Raw genomic sequence first — 20,596 nt, forward strand, 5'->3', positions numbered from 1 at the left:
CGGCGTCGAGCCGTTCCTCCCGCCCCTGCGCACCGGCTACACCCCGCCGGCACTCGCCGACGGAAGCGGGTTCGCCGGGGTGGGCGAGCCGACCGTCTCGCGTGAGGGGGAGACGCGCGGCGACACCTGCCACATCGACGTCGTCGACTCGGCAGGCAACATGGTCTCCGCGACACCGAGCGGCGGCTGGCTGCAGTCCTCGCCCACCATCCCCGAACTCGGCTTCTGCCTCGGCTCACGGCTGCAGATGACCTGGCTCGAGGAGGGCGGCCCGTCCACGCTGCAGGCCGGGAAGCGGCCCCGCACCACGCTCACCCCGACGCTCGTCCTGAAGGACGGCCGGCCCGTGGTCGCCCTCGGGTCCCCCGGAGGCGACCAGCAGGACCAGTGGCAGCTGCTGTACCTCCTGCGCACGATCGTCGGCGGCTACTCGCCCCAGCAGGCCATCGACGCCCCGTCCCTCCACACGACATCCATCCCCGGCTCCTTCTGGCCGCGCACCTGGGAGCCGGGCGGTGCCGTCGTCGAGGACCGGCTCGGAGCGGACGTCATCGCCGACCTCGAACGGCGGGGTCACGTCATCACCCGGGCAGGGGACTGGTCGCTCGGCCGGCTCTCCTCCGTCACCAGGGACCACGAGACCGGCGTGCTGTCGGCCGCCGCCAATCCGCGAGGAGCACAGGGCTATGCTGCAGGACGCTGAGAACATCCTGGAAGTCACCGATCTCGAGGTCGCCTTCGGTGGAACACCCGTGCTGCACCGGGTCGGCTTCTCGATGCGGCGCGGCGAACGCGTCGCCATCGTCGGGCAGTCCGGGTCCGGCAAGTCGACCGCCATCGGGGCGATCCTGCGGCTGCTCCCGGGCAGCGGGCGGATCACGCACGGTTCCATCGTGCTGGGTGCCGGACGCACCCGGGGCGACGTCGTGGACCTCGCCACCGCCTCCGAACCCCTGATGCGGAGCATCCGCGGCCAGCGCGTGGGCCTCGTGCCGCAGGACCCCATGTCCAATCTCAATCCGGCCATGAAGATCGGTCCGCAGGTGGCCGACGCGATCGTCGCCAGCCGGCGCGATCTCGGGAAGCCGGACCGGGCCGACGTCAGGAAGCGGGCGATCGCCCTGCTCTCCGAGGCCGGGATCCCCGACGCCGGACGCCGCTACGGCCAGTACCCGCACGAATTCTCCGGGGGCATGCGCCAGCGCGTGCTCATCGCGATCGCCCTGGCGGGAGAGCCGGAGCTGCTGATCGCCGACGAGCCGACCTCGGCGCTCGACGTCACCGTGCAGCGGCAGATCCTCAACCACCTGCAGTCGCTCGTCGATGCGCGCGGGACCTCGCTGCTGTTCATCACGCACGACCTCGGGCTGGCGGCGGACCGCACGGACCGCATCATCGTGATGTCGGAGGGCCACATCGTCGAAGTGGGGACGCCCCGCGAGATCCTGCTGGACCCCCGGGAGGAGTACACGAAACAGCTCGTCGCGGCGGCGCCCTCGGTGGCTGCGGTCCTCGACGCGGAACCCCTGGCCGAGCCGCTGGCACCGGCGGAGGTCCGCCCGCCGTCGATCCTCGTGGTCGACGGCCTCGTCAAGGAGTTCGCCCTCCGCGGGCAGCGCGGCGGCACCGTTCGGGCGGTCGGTGACGTGTCCTTCGAGGTGGCACGCGGGACGACGACGGCTGTGGTCGGGGAGTCCGGCTCGGGCAAGACGACGGTCGCGCGCATCATCCTCGGGCTCGAGACCGCATCGTCGGGGGAGGCCCTGATCGACGGGGAGTCGCTCACCACCACGCGCGGGAGCCGGCGCCGGGCCCTGCGCCGGAAGGTGCAGCCCGTCTTCCAGGATCCCTACGGTTCCCTCGACCCGACCTACAGCATCGAGCGCCTGATCGACGAGCCGTTGCGCATCTTCGGCGTGGGCGACCGCTCGAGCCGGCAGGAGAGGGTCGCCGAACTCCTCGACCAGGTGGCCCTGCCGCGCAGCGTCGCCCAGCGCCGGCCGAACGAGCTCTCCGGCGGGCAGCGGCAGCGCGTCGCCATCGCGAGGGCCCTCGCCCTCGAACCGGAGCTGCTCATCTGCGACGAGGCCGTCTCCGCACTGGACGTCCTCGTCCAGGACCAGATCCTGACGCTGCTGGCAGACCTGCAGGAGCGGCTCGGGCTCACCTACCTGTTCATCACGCACGATCTCTCGGTGGTGCGCCAGATCGCCCACCAGGTGGTGGTCATGCGGTCGGGCGAGGTCGTGGAGAGCGGCCCGGTGGACGACGTGTTCAACCGCCCGCGGGCGGACTACACGAAGGAGCTCCTCGGAGCCATCCCCGGTGCGGCCTTTGCGGCCTGACCAGGACGCGGCGGCGCCGCAGCGCGTCCTCGACGCCATCCGCCGGGACATCATCTTCGGTGCGCTGCGCCCCGGCACGCGCGTGACGGAGGCGGCGCTCGCCGGGAGGTACGGTGTGTCGCGCGTGCCGGTGCGGGAGGCGCTGCGGGCCCTCGAGGCGGAGGGTTTCGTCGAGTCGAGGCCCTACGCCGGGTCCACGGTCGCCGAGATACCGCTCGACGACGCCGAGGACCTCTTCGCGGTGCGCGGCGTCATCGAGTCGACGATCGCCCGCCGGGCGGCGCGCCGTGCTGCGGCGCAGTTCGCGGCGGACGCGCCGAGCGCCGCGTGGTGGTCGGCGCGGCGCGCCCTGACCGACATCCTCGACGACGGCGACCGCGCCGTGGCGGTCGACGCCCTCGTGGACCTGCCCGAGCTGAACATCCGGTTCCACCTCGGCGTCGCGGAGCTCAGCGGGAGCTCCTCGCTGGCCGCGCTCCTGCGGCAGATCTCGGGGAAGATCGAGTGGCTCTACGCGGCCGACGTCGACAACCGTGGCAAGCAGTCCTGGGGCGAGCACCGCCTCGTGATGGCGGCGATCGACGCGGGGAACGAGGCCGAGGCGGAGCGGCTCATGGCCGCCCACGTGGGATCCTCCCAACGGGGCTACCTGGAGCGCTTCTCGGCGCCCTCCTCGGGAGCCGGGGCCGGGGCCGCCGGGAGTGCGGGACCCGGGACTACAGGAACGGGCGCAGCGGAGCGAGGATGAGTTCGCTGGCGCGGGCCACGACATGGCGGCCCTCCCACTCCTCCTTCGTGAGCACGCGGCTGTTGGAGGAGTCCACCTCGAAGATCTGCTCCATCGTGGCGGCGAGTGCGCGGTCGAAGATCTCCAGGTTGATCTCGTAGTTCCCGGTGAGGCTGAGGCGGTCGATGTTGGCCGTGCCCACGGTGCTCCACTCGCCGTCGATCGTCGCGGTCTTCGCATGGATCATCGAGTTCTGGTACAGCAGGATCTGCACGCCGGCCCCGATGAGCGACGAGTAGAACCCGCGGGACAGCCAGTCGGACACCACGTGGTTGGATTCCTCGGGCAGGATCACGCGCACATCCACACCGCGGCGGCTCGCCCGCAGGAGGGCGTCGAGGATCTGGCGGTCCGGGATGAAATAGGCCGTCGTGATGAAGATGTGCTTCTCGGCACGGTTGATCGCGTCCAGGTAGATCCCGCGGATGGGGAACACCAGGTACGCCGGGATGTTGTTGACCGCCCGGATGCGGGGCTCCCAGAAGGAGGCGCTGAGATCCGGCAGGAGGGGCCTGCGCGGGATGGCGCGGAGGTTCCAGAAGCTGACGAAGGCCTCCCGGAGCTCCCAGACGGACGGACCGCGGATCTCCAGGTGCGTGTCGCGCCACTTCGTCGCATAGTCCGCGCCGATGTTGTAGCCGCCCACGAAGCCGACCTCGTCGTCGACCACGAGGACCTTGCGGTGGTCGAAGCCGGTTCCGCGGATGTTCGTGAAGACGATGGACGGGCGGAGGACGGGGAAGCGGTAGGCGTTCACGAGGGGGTGGAACGAGTAGAAGAACGGATTCACCACGAGGTTCGCGAAGCCGTCGTAGATGACGAAGACCTTCACACCGCGCTCCGCTGCCCGGTTCACGGCATCGCGGAACCGCGCCCCGACGGCGTCGCCCTTCCAGATGTACGTCTCGAGGAGGACCTGGTGCTCGGCCTTGTCGATCGCCGCGATCATGGCGTCGTAGAGGTCCTCGCCGTAGGTGTAGACCGTCGTGTCCGTGTCGGCGATCGTCGTCCGGAAGGTGCCCGGCTGCGGGAAGCCCGGACGCCTGGTACGCCGGCGTTTCTGGTAGGCGTCCACCCCGACGAGCCCGGCGATGACCACGGCCTGTGCCGAGAACAGGGTGACGGCCGCGCGTTTCGCCGTGGTGCGTGCGAATCCGAATATCGTCTTCTGCTTCAGCCAGCCCATGCGCCCAGCGTATCCTCTCGCCGTTGCAACGATGCGCCCGACGACGGCACGCGCCTAGTGACCGCCGACCTCCAGCGCCTGGGCCACCGCCGACTCCACGCCGGCACGCCACGGGAAGCCGTGCCCCGGCAGGACGGTGCGGGCCGCCGTGGCGCGCAGCGCGTCGAGCGAACGCAGTGCCGTGGCGGTGTCCGCCGTCGCCGCTCGCGCCACGACCTGCGGACCCGGGTGTCCCGTGTACGGGTCGAGGGTCACGAGGGCGTCCCCGCTGATCACGGCGTCGCGGTCCGGGAAGTGCAGGCCGCAGTGGCCCCTGGTGTGGCCCGGGGTCGGGACCACGAGGGGGGCGCCGGGCAGCGCCGCCGCCGCCTCGGGGGTGAGCGGGAGGGTGTCGCGGATGCCCTTGACGGCCACGGCCCCCGCGACGGTCATCCGCAGCAGGCCCGGAACGGCCCGCGGATACCTCAGGGGGTAGAGGAACGGCGAGCTCTCGTGCTCGTAGCTGTAGGGGTGCGCGGCGATGTGCGCGTCGTCCGGGTGACAGTACACGGGGATCCCGTACCGGGACCGCAGGTGCTCGGCCGTGCCCACGTGGTCGAAGTGCCCGTGCGTCAGGACGACGGCGCGGATGTCCCCGACCGCCCTGCCGATGCGACCCAGGGCCTCCAGCAGCACGGTCTTCGACCGGGGGAGCCCGGTGTCCACGAGCAGGATGCCGTCGTCGTCCTCCACCAGGTACACATTCGTCCTGGCGTGCTCGACGTAGTGGATGCCGGGCGCGATGTCCGTCCTGATCATGGTGTCTCCCTCTCTCCTCGCCTGACTCCGACCCTAGGCACCGCGGGGCAGGGCGACAAGCATGCGCGGAAGGGTTCTGCGGGCTTCCCATCCGAGGTGCGCGTCGCTACGTTGATGAACAGACCGACGACGGTGCGCACGGCGGCCGGTGGCGGTAGCCGGGAAGGTACGGGAATGAGCACGGGCATGAGCGAGGAGGAGCAGCAGCGCCGCACGTGCGCCGCGTTCCGGTCCACGAGCCTGAGCACCTATGACCTCTGGCTCCGGTACTTCAGCCTCGGCGGCAACGTCGGGGAGGAGGAGATCGACGCCTACCTGTACAGCTCGTTGCTGCTCCCCCCCGTTCCAGCGGGACATGCTGGCACTCGCCGTCAACGAGTACATCGCGGACCTGCCGCCGGCCCCGCGGGCCACGTTCAGCGGGACGGACCGGTCCTGACGTCGGTGACCTGACCTCGGTGACCTGACGTCGGTGACCTACAGGAGCGTCTGCTGTTCCCCGTCGGCCGTGACATCACCGGGGAGGGGGTCGATGAGGTCCGGCCCGTTGTTCCGCACGGAGCCGACCCGGTCGCCCACCAGGCGCGGGACGAGGTGCGGGTCCGGGATGGCGTCGAGCAGTTCCTGGACGGCCGGGCGGGAGTCGTTCCGCGGATCGAGCCAGTCCCCGCGCAGCTGCGGCGGGACGATCACGGGCGTGCGGTCATGGATCTCGCCGAGGGCGTCGCTCGCGGGACGCGTGATGATCGAGCAGCTCACCACCCACGAACCCTGGGGATGCTCCGCCGACGCGGTCGAGGGGTCGCGCCAGAACTCGTACAGCCCGGCGAACCCCAGGTGCGAGCCGTCGGCGCCGTGCAGGTAGACGGGGGTCTTCGACCCGTCGTCGTTCTTCCTCCACTCGTAGTACCCGTCGGCGGGGACGAGTCCGCGGCGCTTGAGCGCAGCGGCGCGGAAGGACGGCTTCTCCAGGACGGTCTCGCTGCGCGCGTTGATCATGCGTGCACCGACCGCCGCCGACCGCGACCAGGAGGGGATGAGCCCCCAGCGCGCCGGCTCGAGCCGCCGCGTCAGTTCCCCGGTCTCAGGATCCAGCCGCTCGACGACGAGCTGCACGGTGTCCGTCGGCGCGACGTTCCACGAGGGTTCGACCTCGTCGACGAGCGCCTCGTCGACGTCGAAGGCGTCGATGAGGGCGGCCCTGTTGCCCGCGATCACGAAGCGCCCGCACATGCCGTTCCTCCCGTGTCCTGTGGGTCCTCCCGGAGCGAGCCCCAGGAGGGACCCGGCTGTGCCGATGCGCCCGGACCCTCCTGGCGCATCGGACGCCGCAGCCGGTCTACTTCTTCCTGCGGTCCAGGATGAGGGACAGGGCGATGCCCACCATCCAGACGTCCTTCGCGACGGCTGTGCCGTCCTGCGTGGGACGGATGCCGTCCTCCTGGGTGAGTTCGGGGGTCCGGAGGTACATCGTCATCATGCCCGACGAGAAGGCGAGCAGGCCCAGACCGGCCACCCTGCTCGGGACGAACGGCGCGAGCAGCACCGAGCCGAGGGTGATCTCCGCCGCCGCGAGGTACCTGCCGAACTTCTCCGCCTCGAGCCGGCTCAGCTGGGGGAAGGCCTTGGCGGCCATGGACTGGAGGTAACCCGCGGAGCCCTCGTCCAGGCCGGTCTTCCCGAGGCCCGAATTGAGGATGAAGGCGCCCGTGGCGAGACGGAGGGGGATGTGGCTGGGGCGGAGTCCCATGGTGATGCCTTTCGCTGCTGGAAGAATGCTTCGCTTGTGAAGCCTACGGCGCGTGCTGCCGCCCCGCCAGTACTCCCGCATTCCCTCCGGGCACCCGGACGGCCGCCCGGCGCGGAAGGGTGCCTGCGGGATCGCCGCTGGTGCCCGCGCGCAGGAGTTTCCCCGATGTTCTCCGACGTGCCGCAGTGAGTTCATCGGGTGGGCCGGCACCTCTGCTGGAATGGTCGGACACGACGATCAGCTATCGGAGTAGGTTCCATGGTCCCCAGGACAGCAGAACACCCCCGGCCGCAGCACTTCCTCCTCCACCTGAGCGACACGCACCTCGTCGCCGGCGACGGTCCGCTGTACGGCGCGGTGGACAGCGAGCAGCGGCTGCGGGAGGTCTTCGACGACCTCGAGGCGTCGGGCGCGCGCCCGCAGGCCATCGTGTTCACGGGCGATCTCGCCGACAAGGGGGAGCCCGAGGCGTACTCGAAGCTCAGGGCCCTGGTGGATCCTGCGGCGGCCCGCCTCGGGGCCCGGGTCATCTGGGCGATGGGCAACCACGACGACCGGGCGGCCTTCCGGGCGGGCCTCCTCGACGAACGATCGTCCGTCCGTGCGGACGCTCCGGTGGATGCGGTGCACTTCGTCGACGGACTGCGCATCATCACGATGGACTCGACCGTTCCCGGCCATCACCACGGCGAGTTCACCGCCGAGCAGCTGCGGTGGCTCGCGGGTGAGCTGGAGGTGCCCGCGCCGCACGGGACCATCCTCGCCCTGCACCACCCTCCCGTCCCCAGCGTCCAGGACTTGGCCGTCCTGGTGGAACTGCGGGACCAGCGCTCCCTCGCCGGTGTCGTCCGCGGCTCGGACGTGCGGACCATCCTCGCCGGCCACCTGCACTACTCCACGACCGCGATGTTCGCCGGCGTCCCCGTCTCGGTGGCGAGTGCCACCTGCTACACGCAGGACCTGCTGTTCGACGGCGGCGGCACCCGCGGACGGGACGGCGCGCAGTCCTACAATCTCGTGCACGTGTACGAGGAGACGATCGTCCATTCCGTGGTCCCGGCGGGCCGCCACACCCCGGTGGGCGAGGTGGTCCCCCGGGAGGAGGCCCGCCGCAGGCTGGACGCGCACGGGGTGACGATCACCGACGGGCACCGGGTGCGCGAACTCGCCTCCGCCTGAGGCGCGGGCCGGTCAGTCGTCCAACGCGTCGGGCAGGCCGACGCTGAACAGCGTCCTCGGATCCTGGAGCAGCGCGGGTGGGTCGAAGTCCGAGCGCTCCAGCCAGCCATGGAGGCTGGCCGGGCGGAGGAGTCCGTCCTCGTGCATGAGGACGCGGCCGACGCGACCGGTGCGGAAGTGCCGGCCGTCCGGATCGGCGATGGCCACGGCGTCGCCGTCCTCCAGTGCCTCTTCGAACGTGTGCAGCTGCCGCTCCCATTTCGGGGCTGCGCGCCCGCTGGGCGGGACCGGGGGCATGAGCAGCGTGGCATCGCCCTCCGGTGGATGCGACGCCGCACGCCACACCCACAGCCGGCGCCCCTCCGGCTCGGCTGGGACGAGCTCGTGCTCCGGCTCCGGCCAGACGTACGGCAGGTCCTCGGGGATGCCGGGGAACCTGCTCCGGTAGATCTCCGGAGCCTTCTGGATCAGGTTCGACTGGTGGCTGACGTGGAGGGCCGGCTCCCCGAGCCATGGCGGCATGGCCACGTCGGGGTCCTCGAGGACCCCGGGCGCGAACTCGAGGATCTGCCGGTGCGTCGTGTCGGCATGCCCGCGGGAGACCCACTCCGCGACCATGGCCAGCCCGTACACGGTCAGGGCCGGGACGTAGCCCATCCACATGCGGATCGCGGGGTGCTGGCGCCAGCCGTAATCAGGGATCACGAGTGCGCGCAGTGCCTGCAGGGTCTCCACCCGTTGCTTGCCGAGCCTCGCCTGGTCCAGCACCGCGGCGCTCGCGGCGAAGTCGGGGTACGGCAGGAAGGTCTGCATGCCGCCAGTCTCGCATGCGTCCCCGACGCCGGGACGGACGCCTCAGATCTCCCAGGGAGCCTTGACCGGGAAGTACTTCTCGAGGAAGTCCCGGACCAGGTGGGCCCGCTCCTCGGCGGGGACCTCGGGGAAGCTCCCGTCATTGAGGCAGAAGAAGTCCTGGTTGCGCTTGTCGAGCAGCTTGATGAGGCTGCTCAGCCCGGAGCGCATCGTGGTGTCGACGTACTTGACCTTCGCCATCTCCTGGGTCACGGCACGGCCGGTCAGCAGGGCGTAGTAGTGGTACAGGGAGTTGGTGACGGAGATGTTGTCCTTGGCGCGGAAACGCGACGCCGCCGTGGCGGCGAACTCGGCCGCGAACTCGTCCTCCATCTCGAGCAGCACGCTCTTCCGCAGGGGCGCTGCCGTGTGCTCGAGGTGCCGGGTCGTGATCCTGCCGAAGCGCTCGTGCAGCAGGCGCCGGTTGACGCGCGCCGCGTTCTCGAAGCCGCTCCGGTCGGCGTCGTTCTCGCCGAGTCCGATGCGCGTGTCGGCCTCGATGAACTTCGTGATCCCGCCGGGCGAGAAGAACATGTCGGGAGCGACGGGACGTCCGAAGAACATGTCGTCGTTCGAGTACAGGAAGTACTCCGACAGTCCGGGAATGTGCTGCAGCTGTGCCTCGACGGCTTGGGAGTTGTGGGTCGGCAGCACGGACGGATCGCTGAAGTGTTCCTCGGAGCGGACGAGCGTCACCGACGGGTGGTCGGCGAGCCAGGCGGGCCGGTCCGAATCGGTGGCGATGAAGATGCGCCGCACCCATGGCGCGAACATGTAGACGGAGCGCAGCGCGTACTTGAGCTCGTCGATCTGGCGGAAGCGCGCCTCGTGGTCGTCGCCCTCGCCGACCACCACGCCCTGCATGCGGGCGGCGCGGGCCGCCTGGTACTCGGGGCTGCTGCCGTCCACCCAGGAGAAGACGAGGTCGACGTCGAAGTCGATGTCCGTCGCGTGGTCCGCGAACATGTTGTCGATCGTCGGCCAGGAGAGGCCGTGCCGAACCACCTCGCCACGCACCACCTCGGCGGCGGGCAGTGTGCGGCGGGTCAGGGAGTTCTCCACGGGCAGCTCGATCGTGGTCTCGCCCAGGGCCCAGAGCTCGATCTGCACCCCGGCGGACGGCCCGTAGGCGAGACCGCCGAGGGGCTCGATGCGCGGGCGGAACAGGCGGAAGATCCGGGCCCTGCCGCTCTTCGAGAGCTCGCCGTCACCGACGAGCAGGGTGGTGCGCCGCTTCGTGTCGACGGTGCGGGAGTAGAAGGGCTCGTCGCGGCACGCCTCGACGAGCGCTGCGCGGAGCTTCTCGCGGTCGTTCAGGTCGACGGCGATCACGGGCCGCTGGTCGTTGCCGCGCACCAGCAGGAACCCGATGCCGGCGTCGTCGAGGGCCGTGCGGATGAACAGCAGGTCCTCGACCATCGCCTGGTGCGGCGTGCGGTCGGAGTTGATCAGCGTGAAGCGCCGTTTGACCGTGGTGATGTCGGAGCGGCCGTCGAAACGGGCTACCGCCGCGCGAGACGCCGACTCGAGGATCTCGGCTTCATTCTCCGGCTCGGGTGCGCCGAAATAAATGTCGTGTTGGGCAGCGGTGTCTGTAATCGGAACCTCCGGGGGTGGGTGTGTCGAATCCCCATGATAGGGCCTGTGGGGGTGCCGCGATTGCGACGAGGCACGATACCGCTTCGGGTGGGTGCCGTCCAGCCTTCCGGCCGGCGGGTTCAGTGTTGCACGGGAGCCCTGCGGTGCTCGGCGACGTCCGCGCGTTTCCGCTGCACGGCGATGGCCTTCCCGTAGTAGGTGGTGAGCTGCTCGCAGAGGACGGGCCACGTGCGCCCCTGCACCGAGGCGTGGGCGGCCCGGCCGAACGCGCGGCGCTTGGCGTCGTCGCCCACCAGGTCGGCCACAGCGGCGCGGAGGCCCTGCAGGTCCCCGGGTCCGTAGATCCATCCGGTGCGCGAGGGGTCCACCAGGTCCAGGGGGCCGCCCCGGCCCACCGCGACCACCGGCACCCCGGAGGCCATGGCCTCCTGGATGGTCTGGCAGAAGGTCTCGGACTCTCCCGGGTGGACGAAGAGGTCGAAGGTCGCCACCCTGCGCGCGAGGTCGAGGCCGGCCTGGAACCCGGCGAAGTGCGCGCGGGGCAGGCGTGTCCGCAGATCCTCCTGCTGCGGACCCGATCCGATGATCACGAGGCGGGTCCCCGGCAGCGCGTCGAGCACCGCGAGGTCCTCCACCTGCTTCTCCGCGGCGAGCCGGCCCACGTAGCCGATGATGCGCTCGTGCGGCTCGGCGACGGTGGCCCGCCAGGCGGCGTCGTACCGGTCGGGTGAGAACCGTTCGGTGTCGACGCCGCGCCGCCACAGGTTCAGCCGCTGCACCCCGCGGGACCGCAGCTGATCCAGCGCGGCGGAGGACGGGACGAGCGTCAGCGTCGAGGCGTCATGGATGTTCTGCACGCGCTGCCACAGCAGCGGTTCCAGCCACGGGAAGCCGTAACGCGCCGCGTATGCGGGCACCTCGGTCTGGTAGACGGAGACGGTGGGCAGGCCGAGCTGCGCACTGGCCTGCACGGCACGCCAACCGAGGACGAAGGGGGAGGCGACATGCACGACGTCGGGCCGGAAATCCGCCAGGAGGCGGCGCACCCGGGCCACGGTGCCGGCGGCGAGCCGCACGGTCGCGTACCCGGAGAGGGGTACGGAGGGCAGCGCGTGGACGGGGTAGCCCTCCACCCACGCCGGTGCCTCGTCGTCGGACCGGGACGACGACGGCGCGATCACCAGGACCTCGTCTCCCCGGCTGCGCAGGTGGGCGAGCACGTGGAGCAGCGACTGGGTGACCCCGTTCATCTGGGGCAGGAACGATTCTGCGACAACGGCGATCCTCACCGGCCCAGCGTCGCCCGCGCAGGCGGAGGAGCGGCCACGGAAGGATGGAGGCCGGGTGAACGCCGGGCGAAATCGCCGTCCCGGCGGTCACTCGGGGCCGGGGCGACCCTGGTGGGAGCCGTGGGTGAGCTGCCGGGTCAGGGTGTCGATCTGCAGGCTGACGCTCTTGAGCTGGTCCTGGACCTGGGTGTCGGACTCGGCGGTCCGGCCCTCCGCGGCCTGCGCGGCGGCGACGTTCTCCACCAGCCATGAGGCGAACGCCGCGGTGACGGCACTGAGGACCCCGATCCCGCCGATCATCAGGCCTGCCGCGATCAGGCGCCCGGGTCCGGTGACGGGGTAGTAGTCGCCGTAGCCCACGGAGGTGACGGTGGTCAGCGCCCACCACAGCGCATCGGGGAGGGTCACGATGGTCGCCCCCGGGGCGTCCTGTTCGACGTCGAGTACCGCGAGTGCGCCCGCGTACCCGAGCACCGTCATGGCGGAGACGACGTAGAGCACGATATGGCCGCGCAGCGCGTCACCGCCGGAGCGGTTGAGGACGCGCAGGAGGGGGATCAGCCGCAGCAGCCGGAGGGGCCGCAGCATGGGCAGCAGCAGGATGACGAGTTCGTGCAGGTGACGGAGGAACCAGCGGCCGCGCGCGGGTGCCAGGGCGAGATTCACGAGGTAGTCGAGGAGGAAGAGCCCCCAGACACCCCAGACGACACCCTCGAGGAATCGCGCGGCGGCAGGCCCGGGATCTCCCGTGACCTGGATCGAGTAGGCCGCGAGGTAGAGGACGGCGGCGATGATGAGGGGCACCTCGGAGCGACGGCGCCACTGGTCCTGCTTCATCGGGTCGTGTTCATCGGGTCGTCCTCATCGTTCGGGCTCCTCGCCGGTGGACGGCGCCCACGTCGCCGTAGCTCCCAAGCCTACGGACTGCCGGGCCGTCGCGCAGTGCCGGCCCGACCGGTCAGTACGCGCGGTAGAGCTCGCCGACCGGGGCCTCGTCGAGCAGCCGGTTGCCCGGCCCGGGCAGGGGGCAGGCCCACTCCTCGTCATAGGCGCAGGAGGGGTTGTAGGCGAAGTTGAGGTCGACGACCAGGCTGCCGGGTGCGCGCCCCTCACCGAGGTGCGCGCCCTTGATCGTGTCCAGGACGTAGCGTCCGCCCCCGTACGTGCCGCCGGGCCTGCCAGCGGTGGCGTCCCGCACCGGGAGGAAGAGCCCGCCGCCGTAGGATCCGAGCTTCCAGAGGGCCAGTCCACCGAGGCCCGGCAGCAGGAGGGTGCCGAGGCGGTGGAACGGAACGACGCCGTCCGTGCCGGTGGCGACTTCCATCAGTTCGCCCGCGCCGTCGTCGTCGAGGATCGCCTCGAAGCGGAAGGCGGGATCGTAGGGCGCGACGGCCAGGCCGCGGAAGGAGGACCTGGCCTGCTCCGGCAGGGCCGACGCCGGGTGGACCCGGAACAGCTCGTCGCGGCCCGTCCGCCACAGGGCGTGCGCCGCTTCGGGGGACTCCGCGACGGCGCGCTCGCGGACATCGGCGTACAGGCCGAACACGCGCCGGCGCCAGTCGGCCGTGGCCAGTGCGGTGGTGGCTGCTGTCATACGGACAGGCTACCGTCGGGCGGTGCTCCACGGCAGGCGGACCGGGTGAGCGGGTGGTTGCCTCGGCGTACTGTAGCTGGGGTGACCCTCGGCATCTTCTCCATCGTGCTCGCCTCCGTCCTCGTGGGGGCCGTCGCGCAGCGCATCGCCGGACTCGGGTTCGCCCTGCTGATCGCACCCTTCCTCGTGATCATCCTCGGCCCGCACGCCGGTGTGCTCCTCGTCAACATCTGCGGTGTCGTGTCCTCGACGATCATCGTGGGCCGCGTGTGGAAGGACATCGACTGGAGCATGTTCCGCTGGCTGGTGGTGCCGTCCCTGTTCGGGTCGGTGCCAGGTTCCTTCCTCGCGGTGGCCGTGCCGTCGGCGCCCCTGTCCGTCACCGTCGGCGCCGTCGTCCTCGTGGCACTGACCATCTCCCTCGTGCTCCAGCGCTCCGACGTCGTCGTCCGCGGCAACGTGCCGAAAGTGGTTGCGGGCTTCACGGCGGGCCTCACCAATTCCATGGCCGGCGTGGGCGGCCCGGCGGTGAGCGCGTACGCCGTCCTCTCCCGCTGGCCGCAACGCCCGTTCGCCGCGACCCTCCAGCCCTTCTTCGTCTGCATCGGCACCGTGACGCTGGTCGCGAAGCTGATCCTCGACCCGTCCCAGGCTCCGGTGCTCGCGCCGTGGATGTGGATCGCGATCGGGCTGGCCATCGTCGCCGGCATCTTCGCCGGCGAGAAACTGGGACGCTTCGTCCGCGACCACCAGGCCCGGCTGTTCGTCCTCGTCATCGCGTTCGTCGGCGCGGGGCTGGCCGTCGTCAAGGGGCTCGTCGACCTCCTCGGGTGACAGGCGCCACCGGGCGGGCAGCGGTAGGCGCCCGCGTCGCTCGGCCCCGGCGGAGGCTCCCGGTGGCACCATGGAGGGGATGAAACTCCCCACCAAACCCCGTTCCCTTCCCATGCCCCTGTGGCTGCAGGGGGTGTTCGAGCTCGGCCAGGCGGCCCTGATCTCGGCGCTGCTCGTGGTCCTCCCCGTGGCCGCCGTCTGGCTGACGGGCGGATTCGCGGACCGCACGGCCGAGTCGGCGGCGCGGCTGGCCGGCCAGGGATGGCTCGTGATGCACGGGGTCCCGCTCGTCCTGCAGTTCCCGGCAGGCGTGGCCGGAGCCGAGGCGTCCGCAGGGCTGTTGCACGTGATCCCCTTCGGCCTCATCCTGGTGCCGTTGCTGCTCGCGTGGCGGGCAGGGCGGCGGCTCGCCCGCGCCTCCTACACGGATCAGCTCTGGCAGGCCCTGCTCGGGGCCCTGGTCACCTATGCCGCCATCGGCGCGGCCGTCGCCTACATGTCCACGAGCGCCGACGCCTCCGCTCCTCTGGCCGCGGGAGCCCTGATACCGCCCGTCTCCGCCGGGATGGGCCTGATCACCGGTGCCTACCGTGAGGCCGGCGCCTGGAGCCGCCTGGTCGGTGTCGACTTCGCGGCGTGGGTGGGCCGTACGAGCCAGCACTCGCGCTGGGCGGGGTCCTACGCGTGGTCCGTCCTCCGCTCGGGGTTCCTCGCCGTGCTGGTCGCGGCGGGCCTGTCCGCGGTACTGCTCGCGGTGGCGATCGGCCTGAACTGGGCGGGGATCGCGGCGATCTACGAGCGGATCGACGGCGGGATCGCCGGTGCGTCGGTGGTGACCCTGCTCCAGCTCGGGCTCCTGCCCAACTTCGCGGCGTGGACGATGGCCTGGTCCACGGGGGCGGGATTCGCGCTCGGCACGGGCAGCTCCATCACCCCGCTCGCCAGTACCGTGGGTCCGCTGCCCGCCCTGCCCGTCCTCGGCGCGCTGCCGGCCGGCATCCTCGAGTACGGCTACGCCGCGCTGGCCATCCCGGTCGTCGCGGGACTCCTCGCCGGCTGGTGGTTCTTCCGCGAGGGCGAGAACCACTTCGACGAGTGGCTCGTCCTGCACAGCAAGCAGCGCTGGCTGACCGCGACGGCGTCCACCCTGGCCCTCGCGGGGCTCATCGGCATCGCGGCCGGGCTGGGCGGTGCCGCCGTCGCCGCCCTCTCGCGTGCCTCCCTCGGCCTCGGCCGTCTCACCGAGCTGGGGCCGGATCCGCTGACCGTCGGCCTGTGGTTCGCGATCGAGGTGGCCGTCGGCGCCCTCCTCGGGCACGCCGTCGGGCCCCTGCTCGAGCGGGAACCGCGGCGGCGCTGACGCGCCGGTGCCGGCCTGCGCTGTCGGGGCGCCGCTCCGCCCGACGCCCCTCCGCCCGACGCCCCTTCGGTCTGGGCGCTACCAGTCCGGGCGCTACCAGTCCGGGCGCTATCGGCCCGGGCGCCACCAGTCCGGGCGCTACCGGCCCGGTGCGAAGCCCTCGAGCTTCCTGAGGCCTTCCTCGCAGTCCGCCTGCGCCTGCAACGTGAGGGCACGGGACATGCAGTCCTCGTAGTTCTGCGTGACGGGCCACAGGAGGACCGAGGCCGTGGTCCCCGCCGTCAGGAACAGCGCGGCCGCGAGGCCGAGGGCCGTCGCGACGACCACGAACCGGGACAGTTTCGCGCTGATCGCCTTGACGAGCGCGACGACGCCGGCCCCGAGGGCGAACAGCGCCAGGACGAGCCCGAGGACCTTCCAGGGCAGGACCAGGCTGCTCGCGACCGCCCCGCCGAGCAGGGCCAGCAGGAACAGGCGCAGCCACAGCCCGGCCGACGCGGCGCGCGCGGCAGCGGCGTCGTCCGGACCTCCCCGCCCGCTCCCGACGCTGCGCGATCCGCTCGGTCTGGTGCCCTGCTCCGTCATCGTTCCTCCCTCGGCATGGTTCAACCCTAGGCGAGACGAGACCCTAAGGTTGAGCCATGCGCATCGTAGTACTCGTCTCCGGCAGCGGATCGAACCTCCAGGCCGTGATCGACGCCGTCGCCGACGGCAGCCTTCCCGTGACCATCGCCGCCGTGGGGGCGGACCGGCCCGGGACGGGCGGCGTGCAGCGGGCGCGCGACGCCGGCATCGCCACGTTCGAGGTGGACTTCCGGCAGTACGGGGACAGGGCGGCATGGAACCGGGACCTCACCGCGGAAGTCGCCTCCCACGCTCCGGACTACGTGGTCTCCTCGGGCTTCATGCGGATCGTCGACCAGCACTTCCTGGATGCGTTCCCCGACCGCTACCTGAACACCCATCCCGCCCTCCTGCCCAGCTTCCCGGGCGCCCACGGTGTCCGTGACGCCCTCGCCTACGGGGTCAAGGTGACGGGCTGCACCGTCATGATCGCGGACGCCGGGGTGGACACCGGCCCCATCCTCGCGCAGGCCCCGGTCGCCGTGCTGCCCGACGACACGGAGGACTCCCTGCACGGTCGCATCAAGGTCGAGGAGCGCCGGCTCCTGATCGAGACGCTCGCGGGGCTCGCGGCCGACTCCGCCGCAGCGGGAGCCTGAGATGCCCGTCGTCGCCAACGCCGTGTACGTCGGTGGGGAGACCCGCATCGATCCCGAGAACCTCGACAAGACGTTCGAGATCATGCGGGACAGCGGTGGTATGGGCTGGATCGGCCTGTACCGTCCCGAGCGCGAGGAGATCCACGCGGTCGAGGCCGAGTTCGGGCTGCACCCCCTCGCCGTCGAGGACGCCACCAACGGACACCAGCGGGCGAAGCTCGAACGCTACGGCGACACCCTCTTCCTCGTGCTGCGCCCCGCGCGCTACCTGGACGCCGAGGAGAAGGTGGAGTTCGGGGAGCTGCACCTCTTCGTCGGCCATGACTTCGTGGTGACCATCCGGCACGCCGAGTCGCCGGACCTCGGCATCGTGCGGCGGAGGCTCGAGGCCGATCCGACGCTGCTCGCCGCCGGGCCCCAGGCCGTCCTGTACGCGCTGCTCGACCAGGTGGTCGACGAGTACGAGCCCGTGGTGCGGGGCCTCGAGAACGACATCGACGAGATCGAGGACGAGCTGTTCGGGGGAGCGCCGGATGTCTCGCGCCGGATCTACGAGCTGCATCGCGAGGTGATCGAGTTCCAGCGCGCCACGCAGCCCCTGGAGGCCATGATGGACGCCCTGCTGCGCGGGTCCGAGAAGTACCAGGTGGATTCCGAGCTCGGACGCAACCTGCGCGACGTCCAGGACCATGTGATCCGCGTCGTCGAGCGCGTGAACACGTTCCGCGCCCTGCTGCAGAACGCCCTCACGGTCCATTCGACGCTCGTGGCGCAGCGCCAGAACGAGGAGATGACGCGGCTGACGGAGACGTCGCTGAGCCAGGGGGAGGAGGTCAAGCGCATCTCGTCATGGGCGGCCATCCTCTTCGCGCCGACCCTCATCGCCTCCGTCTACGGGATGAACTTCGACGTCATGCCCGAACTGCACTGGGCCCTGGGCTATCCGTTCGCCCTCCTGCTGATGGTGGCGATGGGCATCGGGCTATGGTGGACGTTCAAGCGCAACGACTGGCTGTGACCCGGTCCGACGCCCAGATGCACGCGGGAAGGACCACTCGTCAGGCCTGCATGACCAGTCCATGACGGCGGCCGGGACCCGAGAGGGCCCGGCCGCCGTCGTGCCGTGCAGGCGGAGTCAGCGGGTGCTGATCACCTTGGTGCGGTGGTCGTAGACGAACGTGATCGGACCGCCCGGATGGGTCAGAGCGATGTTGGTACCGTTGAACGCGCCACCGGCTCCGTAGTTCTCCGTCCAGGACCGGTTCAGGGCGGCCTTGTACTCGTAGCTGCCGGCGGGCAGCTCCTCGATCCCGAGGAGCCAGGTCTGCGATGCGGCGTCGAACGTCATCTGCGCCTGGTCGCACGCCGGGTCCCAGTCGGCACCGCAGCCCAGTTCGGAGTCGAGGCTGCCGGCCACCGCCACCGTCCCGGGCTGCTCGATGACCGATCCGACACGGACCGTCCTGGTGTCGCTCACGGACGTACCGAGCACGGCCCGGTACTGCACCCGGGTGCCCTCCGCGAGGTCCAGGGAGGCGAGGTCGTCGACCGCCGTGTAGGTCGGCGACGAGTCGTCGGTGCCGACCGGGGTCCAGGCCCCACCCGCGATGCTGCGCTCGATCGTCACCGTGTACTCGGAGTCCCCGGGACTCGCCGTCGCGGTGACCTCGACGTCGCCCTGCACCTGCGTGCCCTCGGCGGGCAGGCCCATGGTGAGCCGGGGTGCGGGGACGACGGCCGACGCGGTCGGGCTCGTCCTCGTGTGCCGGCCGTTGTCGAGCACGACGGCGCGGTACTCGACGGCGGTCCCGGCGGGCAGGGCGCTGGTGTCGTGGTAGACGCTGTAGGGGGCGTTGTCGTCGGTGCCGATGCTCGTCCAGCCGGCGCCGGGCATGCGTGCCTCGAACGTGACCTCGTAGAACGAGGAGCCGGCGACGTCGGCCGCCACCCGGGTCCGGCCGTTGTCCTCGGCGGCAGGGGTGGGCTGCTGCAGCGCGATGGCCGGCGCCTTGCTCGAGTGCGGGACCTTCCCGGAGAGCTCGTACACCACGGTGGACAGTGCGGGGACGGTCACGCTCAGGGTGCCGTCGGCGGCCGACCTCGCACGCTTCGGCGCATCCCCGTACACGAGGCCGAAGCTGCGCTTCGCCGCGTAGGTGGGGATGGCTGCGGTCTGGGGCTCGGTGCTGTTGTTCAGCGCCACGACGTACTCGCGCTGCTCCTCGGCATCCGTCCGCGAGAACGCGTAGATGCCGGGGCCGTCCGCGGCGTAGCGGTGCTGGTGGGCGCCGTCGCGCAGGGCCGGGTGCTCCGCAGTGATCCCAGCGAGCGTGGCGATGCCGCGGTAGAGCGGGTGGCCGGTGTCGAAGTTGTCGGTCGCATGCGTCGCCGCGGTGCCGAGCAGGTCGTCGTCGAGGTACTCGGGCACCTGGCTCGCGAACAGCGTCTGGCGTGCGTCCTGGTCACCGCCGGGGCCGGTGAAGCCCTGCTCGTCGCCGTAGTAGATCACGGGGTTGCCGCGCGAGAAGTACATGAGCTCGTGCGCGAGGGTGTCCCGGGCCAGCAGCTCGTCCTCGGCGGCGCCCGGGTTGTCGGCGGCGAGGAAGCTGCCGATCCGCCCCATGTCGTGGTTCCCCAGGAACGTCGGCAGGCTGTATGCGTTGGAGTCCGCATCGGTGTACCAGTCGTCGCCGGCGAAGAAGGCCTGCAGGTCCGAGGCGGGAGCACCCTGGGACGCATAGCCCCGCGCCGCCGCCTGGAACGGGAAGTCGAGCACGGACTGCATGCGGTTGCGCGTGGTGAACTGCGAGGTGAAGGACTTGGTGGTGTCGAAGACCTCGCCGAACATGAAGAACTCGTCCTTGCCCTGCTCCTGGGCGTAGGAGAGCACCTCGGGACCGAAGGCCTGCCAGAACTCGTCGTTCACGTGTTTCATGGTGTCGATCCGGAAGCCGTCGACGCCGAAGTCCGCGATCCACGTCTTGTAGATGTCGATCATGCCGTCGACCACCCGGGGGTTCTCGGTGGAGAGGTCGTCGAGCCCGAAGAAGTCGCCGTAGTAGGCGTCCTCACCGGCGAAGGTCGTGTCGCCCCGGTTGTGGTAGAGCGTCGGGTCGTTCAGCCACTCGGGGACCTTCAGGTCGCGGTCGGCCTCCGGGACCACGGGGACGTACGGGAACGACGTCGCGGCGTCGAGTGCCGGGAAGGTGCCCGTGCCCGCGTAGTCGCGGTCGTCGAACGCGGCACCGTCGGCGTCGCGGTAGGGCTCCTCGTCCTTCGAGATGTACGGTGCCCGCTCTCCGGCGTCGTACCCGATCACGTCGGCCGTGTGGTTGGTGATGATGTCGAAGTAGACCTTCATGCCGCGCTCGTGGGCGGCGTCGATGAGGGCCTTCAGGTCCTCGTTGGAGCCGAGGTGCGGGTCGATCTGCGTGAAGTCGGTGATCCAGTAGCCGTGATAGCCGGCGGAGTCGTCCTCCGGCTGGACGGCACGGTTCTTGAAGCTCGGGGTGAGCCAGATGGACGTGGTCCCCATGCCCTGGATGTAGTCGAGCTCCTGCAGCAGGCCCTGGAGGTCTCCGCCGTTGTAGTAGCCCTTGCGGGTGGGGTCGAAGCCGGACACCGACGGATCGGGTCTCAACCTGCCGTCGTCGTTGGCCGTGCTGCCGTTCCGGAAGCGGTCGGCCATGACGAAGTAGAAGTTCTCGTCGGTGACGGCGGAGCGGAGGGAGTGCCGGGCTTCGGCCGCCGGCGGGGAGCCTGGATCCTCGGGTGCGGCGGTGGCGGGTGTCGGCGCGTGC

At 70.9% G+C, this 20,596-nt stretch carries 20 protein-coding genes; 9 read left to right on the top strand and 11 right to left on the bottom strand.

Going from position 1 to position 20,596, the window contains the following annotated elements; translation table 11 throughout:
* The 3 genes from CVO76_RS01370 to CVO76_RS01380 all read left to right on the top strand — a co-directional run.
* Positions 1–703 (top strand): gamma-glutamyltransferase (locus CVO76_RS01370; RefSeq protein ID WP_208740419.1); only part of this gene is annotated, 703 nt, incomplete at its 5' end.
* Positions 687–2,345, top strand: a complete 1,659-nt coding sequence (locus CVO76_RS01375; RefSeq protein WP_208740420.1) for a dipeptide ABC transporter ATP-binding protein — start codon at positions 687–689, stop codon at positions 2,343–2,345. The genes CVO76_RS01370 and CVO76_RS01375, both read left to right, overlap by 17 nt.
* Entirely contained in the window at positions 2,335–3,093 is a 759-nt protein-coding gene (locus CVO76_RS01380; protein ID WP_208740421.1) for a GntR family transcriptional regulator, read from the top strand. Before CVO76_RS01375 ends, CVO76_RS01380 begins: the two co-directional genes overlap by 11 nt.
* Here the strand turns inward: CVO76_RS01380 and CVO76_RS01385 are convergent.
* Together CVO76_RS01385 and CVO76_RS01390 are read right to left on the bottom strand one after the other, a co-directional pair.
* The gene (locus CVO76_RS01385; RefSeq protein ID WP_133082702.1) at positions 3,062–4,318 is read right to left on the bottom strand and encodes a phospholipase D-like domain-containing protein; all 1,257 of its coding nucleotides are present in this window, start codon (positions 4,316–4,318) and stop codon (positions 3,062–3,064) included. The two genes, CVO76_RS01380 and CVO76_RS01385, sit on opposite strands and share 32 nt — an antisense overlap.
* 54 nt (positions 4,319–4,372) lie before the next feature.
* Positions 4,373–5,116 (bottom strand): MBL fold metallo-hydrolase, encoded by a 744-nt coding sequence (locus CVO76_RS01390; RefSeq protein ID WP_133082703.1) that lies wholly within the window; start codon positions 5,114–5,116, stop codon positions 4,373–4,375.
* Between the two features lie 174 nt (positions 5,117–5,290).
* Here CVO76_RS01390 and CVO76_RS01395 point away from each other — a divergent pair, with 174 nt between their 5' ends.
* Positions 5,291–5,569: a hypothetical protein gene (locus tag CVO76_RS01395; RefSeq protein WP_208740422.1), complete on the top strand. Its 279-nt coding sequence runs from the start codon at positions 5,291–5,293 to the stop codon at positions 5,567–5,569.
* Positions 5,570–5,593: 24 nt separating this feature from the next.
* On the opposite strand, the gene CVO76_RS01400 is transcribed toward CVO76_RS01395, so the two are convergent.
* Positions 5,594–6,349, bottom strand: coding sequence for an SOS response-associated peptidase (locus CVO76_RS01400; protein ID WP_208740423.1), 756 nt, complete (start codon positions 6,347–6,349; stop codon positions 5,594–5,596).
* Positions 6,350–6,455: 106 nt separating this feature from the next.
* Entirely contained in the window at positions 6,456–6,866 is a 411-nt protein-coding gene (locus CVO76_RS01405) for a hypothetical protein (RefSeq protein ID WP_133082706.1), read from the bottom strand.
* Between the two features lie 258 nt (positions 6,867–7,124).
* Here CVO76_RS01405 and CVO76_RS01410 point away from each other — a divergent pair, with 258 nt between their 5' ends.
* Positions 7,125–8,045, top strand: coding sequence for a phosphodiesterase (locus tag CVO76_RS01410; protein WP_208740424.1), 921 nt, complete (start codon positions 7,125–7,127; stop codon positions 8,043–8,045).
* A 12-nt stretch (positions 8,046–8,057) separates the two neighbouring features.
* On the opposite strand, the gene CVO76_RS01415 is transcribed toward CVO76_RS01410, so the two are convergent.
* The 5 genes from CVO76_RS01415 to CVO76_RS01435 form a co-directional block, all read right to left on the bottom strand.
* A complete protein-coding gene (locus tag CVO76_RS01415; RefSeq protein WP_208740425.1) occupies positions 8,058–8,858 on the bottom strand; it encodes an MSMEG_6728 family protein in 801 nt (266 codons plus the stop codon).
* 42 nt (positions 8,859–8,900) lie between these two features.
* The gene (locus CVO76_RS01420) at positions 8,901–10,430 is read right to left on the bottom strand and encodes a stealth family protein (protein WP_432206147.1); all 1,530 of its coding nucleotides are present in this window, start codon (positions 10,428–10,430) and stop codon (positions 8,901–8,903) included.
* 185 nt (positions 10,431–10,615) lie between these two features.
* Positions 10,616–11,785, bottom strand: a complete 1,170-nt coding sequence (locus CVO76_RS01425) for a glycosyltransferase family 4 protein (RefSeq protein ID WP_208740426.1) — start codon at positions 11,783–11,785, stop codon at positions 10,616–10,618.
* 87 nt (positions 11,786–11,872) lie between these two features.
* Complete coding sequence (locus CVO76_RS01430) at positions 11,873–12,622, bottom strand: potassium channel family protein (protein WP_133082711.1); 750 nt, start codon at positions 12,620–12,622, stop codon at positions 11,873–11,875.
* Between the two features lie 121 nt (positions 12,623–12,743).
* On the bottom strand, positions 12,744–13,379 hold the full coding sequence (locus CVO76_RS01435) for a DUF1684 domain-containing protein (RefSeq protein WP_208740427.1): 636 nt from the start codon (positions 13,377–13,379) through the stop codon (positions 12,744–12,746).
* A gap of 81 nt (positions 13,380–13,460) precedes the next feature.
* On the opposite strand from CVO76_RS01435, the gene CVO76_RS01440 reads away from it, so the two are divergent.
* Positions 13,461–14,213, top strand: coding sequence for a sulfite exporter TauE/SafE family protein (locus tag CVO76_RS01440; RefSeq protein ID WP_133082713.1), 753 nt, complete (start codon positions 13,461–13,463; stop codon positions 14,211–14,213).
* A 79-nt stretch (positions 14,214–14,292) separates the two neighbouring features.
* A complete protein-coding gene (locus CVO76_RS01445) occupies positions 14,293–15,573 on the top strand; it encodes a cell division protein PerM (RefSeq protein ID WP_208740428.1) in 1,281 nt (426 codons plus the stop codon).
* Positions 15,574–15,711: 138 nt separating this feature from the next.
* On the opposite strand, the gene CVO76_RS01450 is transcribed toward CVO76_RS01445, so the two are convergent.
* On the bottom strand, positions 15,712–16,158 hold the full coding sequence (locus tag CVO76_RS01450) for a hypothetical protein (RefSeq protein WP_208740429.1): 447 nt from the start codon (positions 16,156–16,158) through the stop codon (positions 15,712–15,714).
* A gap of 56 nt (positions 16,159–16,214) precedes the next feature.
* On the opposite strand from CVO76_RS01450, the gene purN reads away from it, so the two are divergent.
* Positions 16,215–16,796, top strand: a complete 582-nt coding sequence (gene purN / locus CVO76_RS01455) for a phosphoribosylglycinamide formyltransferase (protein WP_208740430.1) — start codon at positions 16,215–16,217, stop codon at positions 16,794–16,796.
* A 1-nt stretch (position 16,797) separates the two neighbouring features.
* A complete protein-coding gene (gene corA, locus CVO76_RS01460) occupies positions 16,798–17,814 on the top strand; it encodes a magnesium/cobalt transporter CorA (protein ID WP_133082717.1) in 1,017 nt (338 codons plus the stop codon).
* Between the two features lie 117 nt (positions 17,815–17,931).
* On the opposite strand, the gene CVO76_RS01465 is transcribed toward corA, so the two are convergent.
* The coding region (locus CVO76_RS01465; protein ID WP_208740431.1) for an alpha-amylase family glycosyl hydrolase at positions 17,932–20,596 on the bottom strand (2,665 nt) is incomplete at its 5' end.

The organism is Arthrobacter agilis, assembly GCF_002953615.1.
GTDB classification, from domain to species: domain Bacteria; phylum Actinomycetota; class Actinomycetes; order Actinomycetales; family Micrococcaceae; genus Arthrobacter_D; species Arthrobacter_D agilis_B.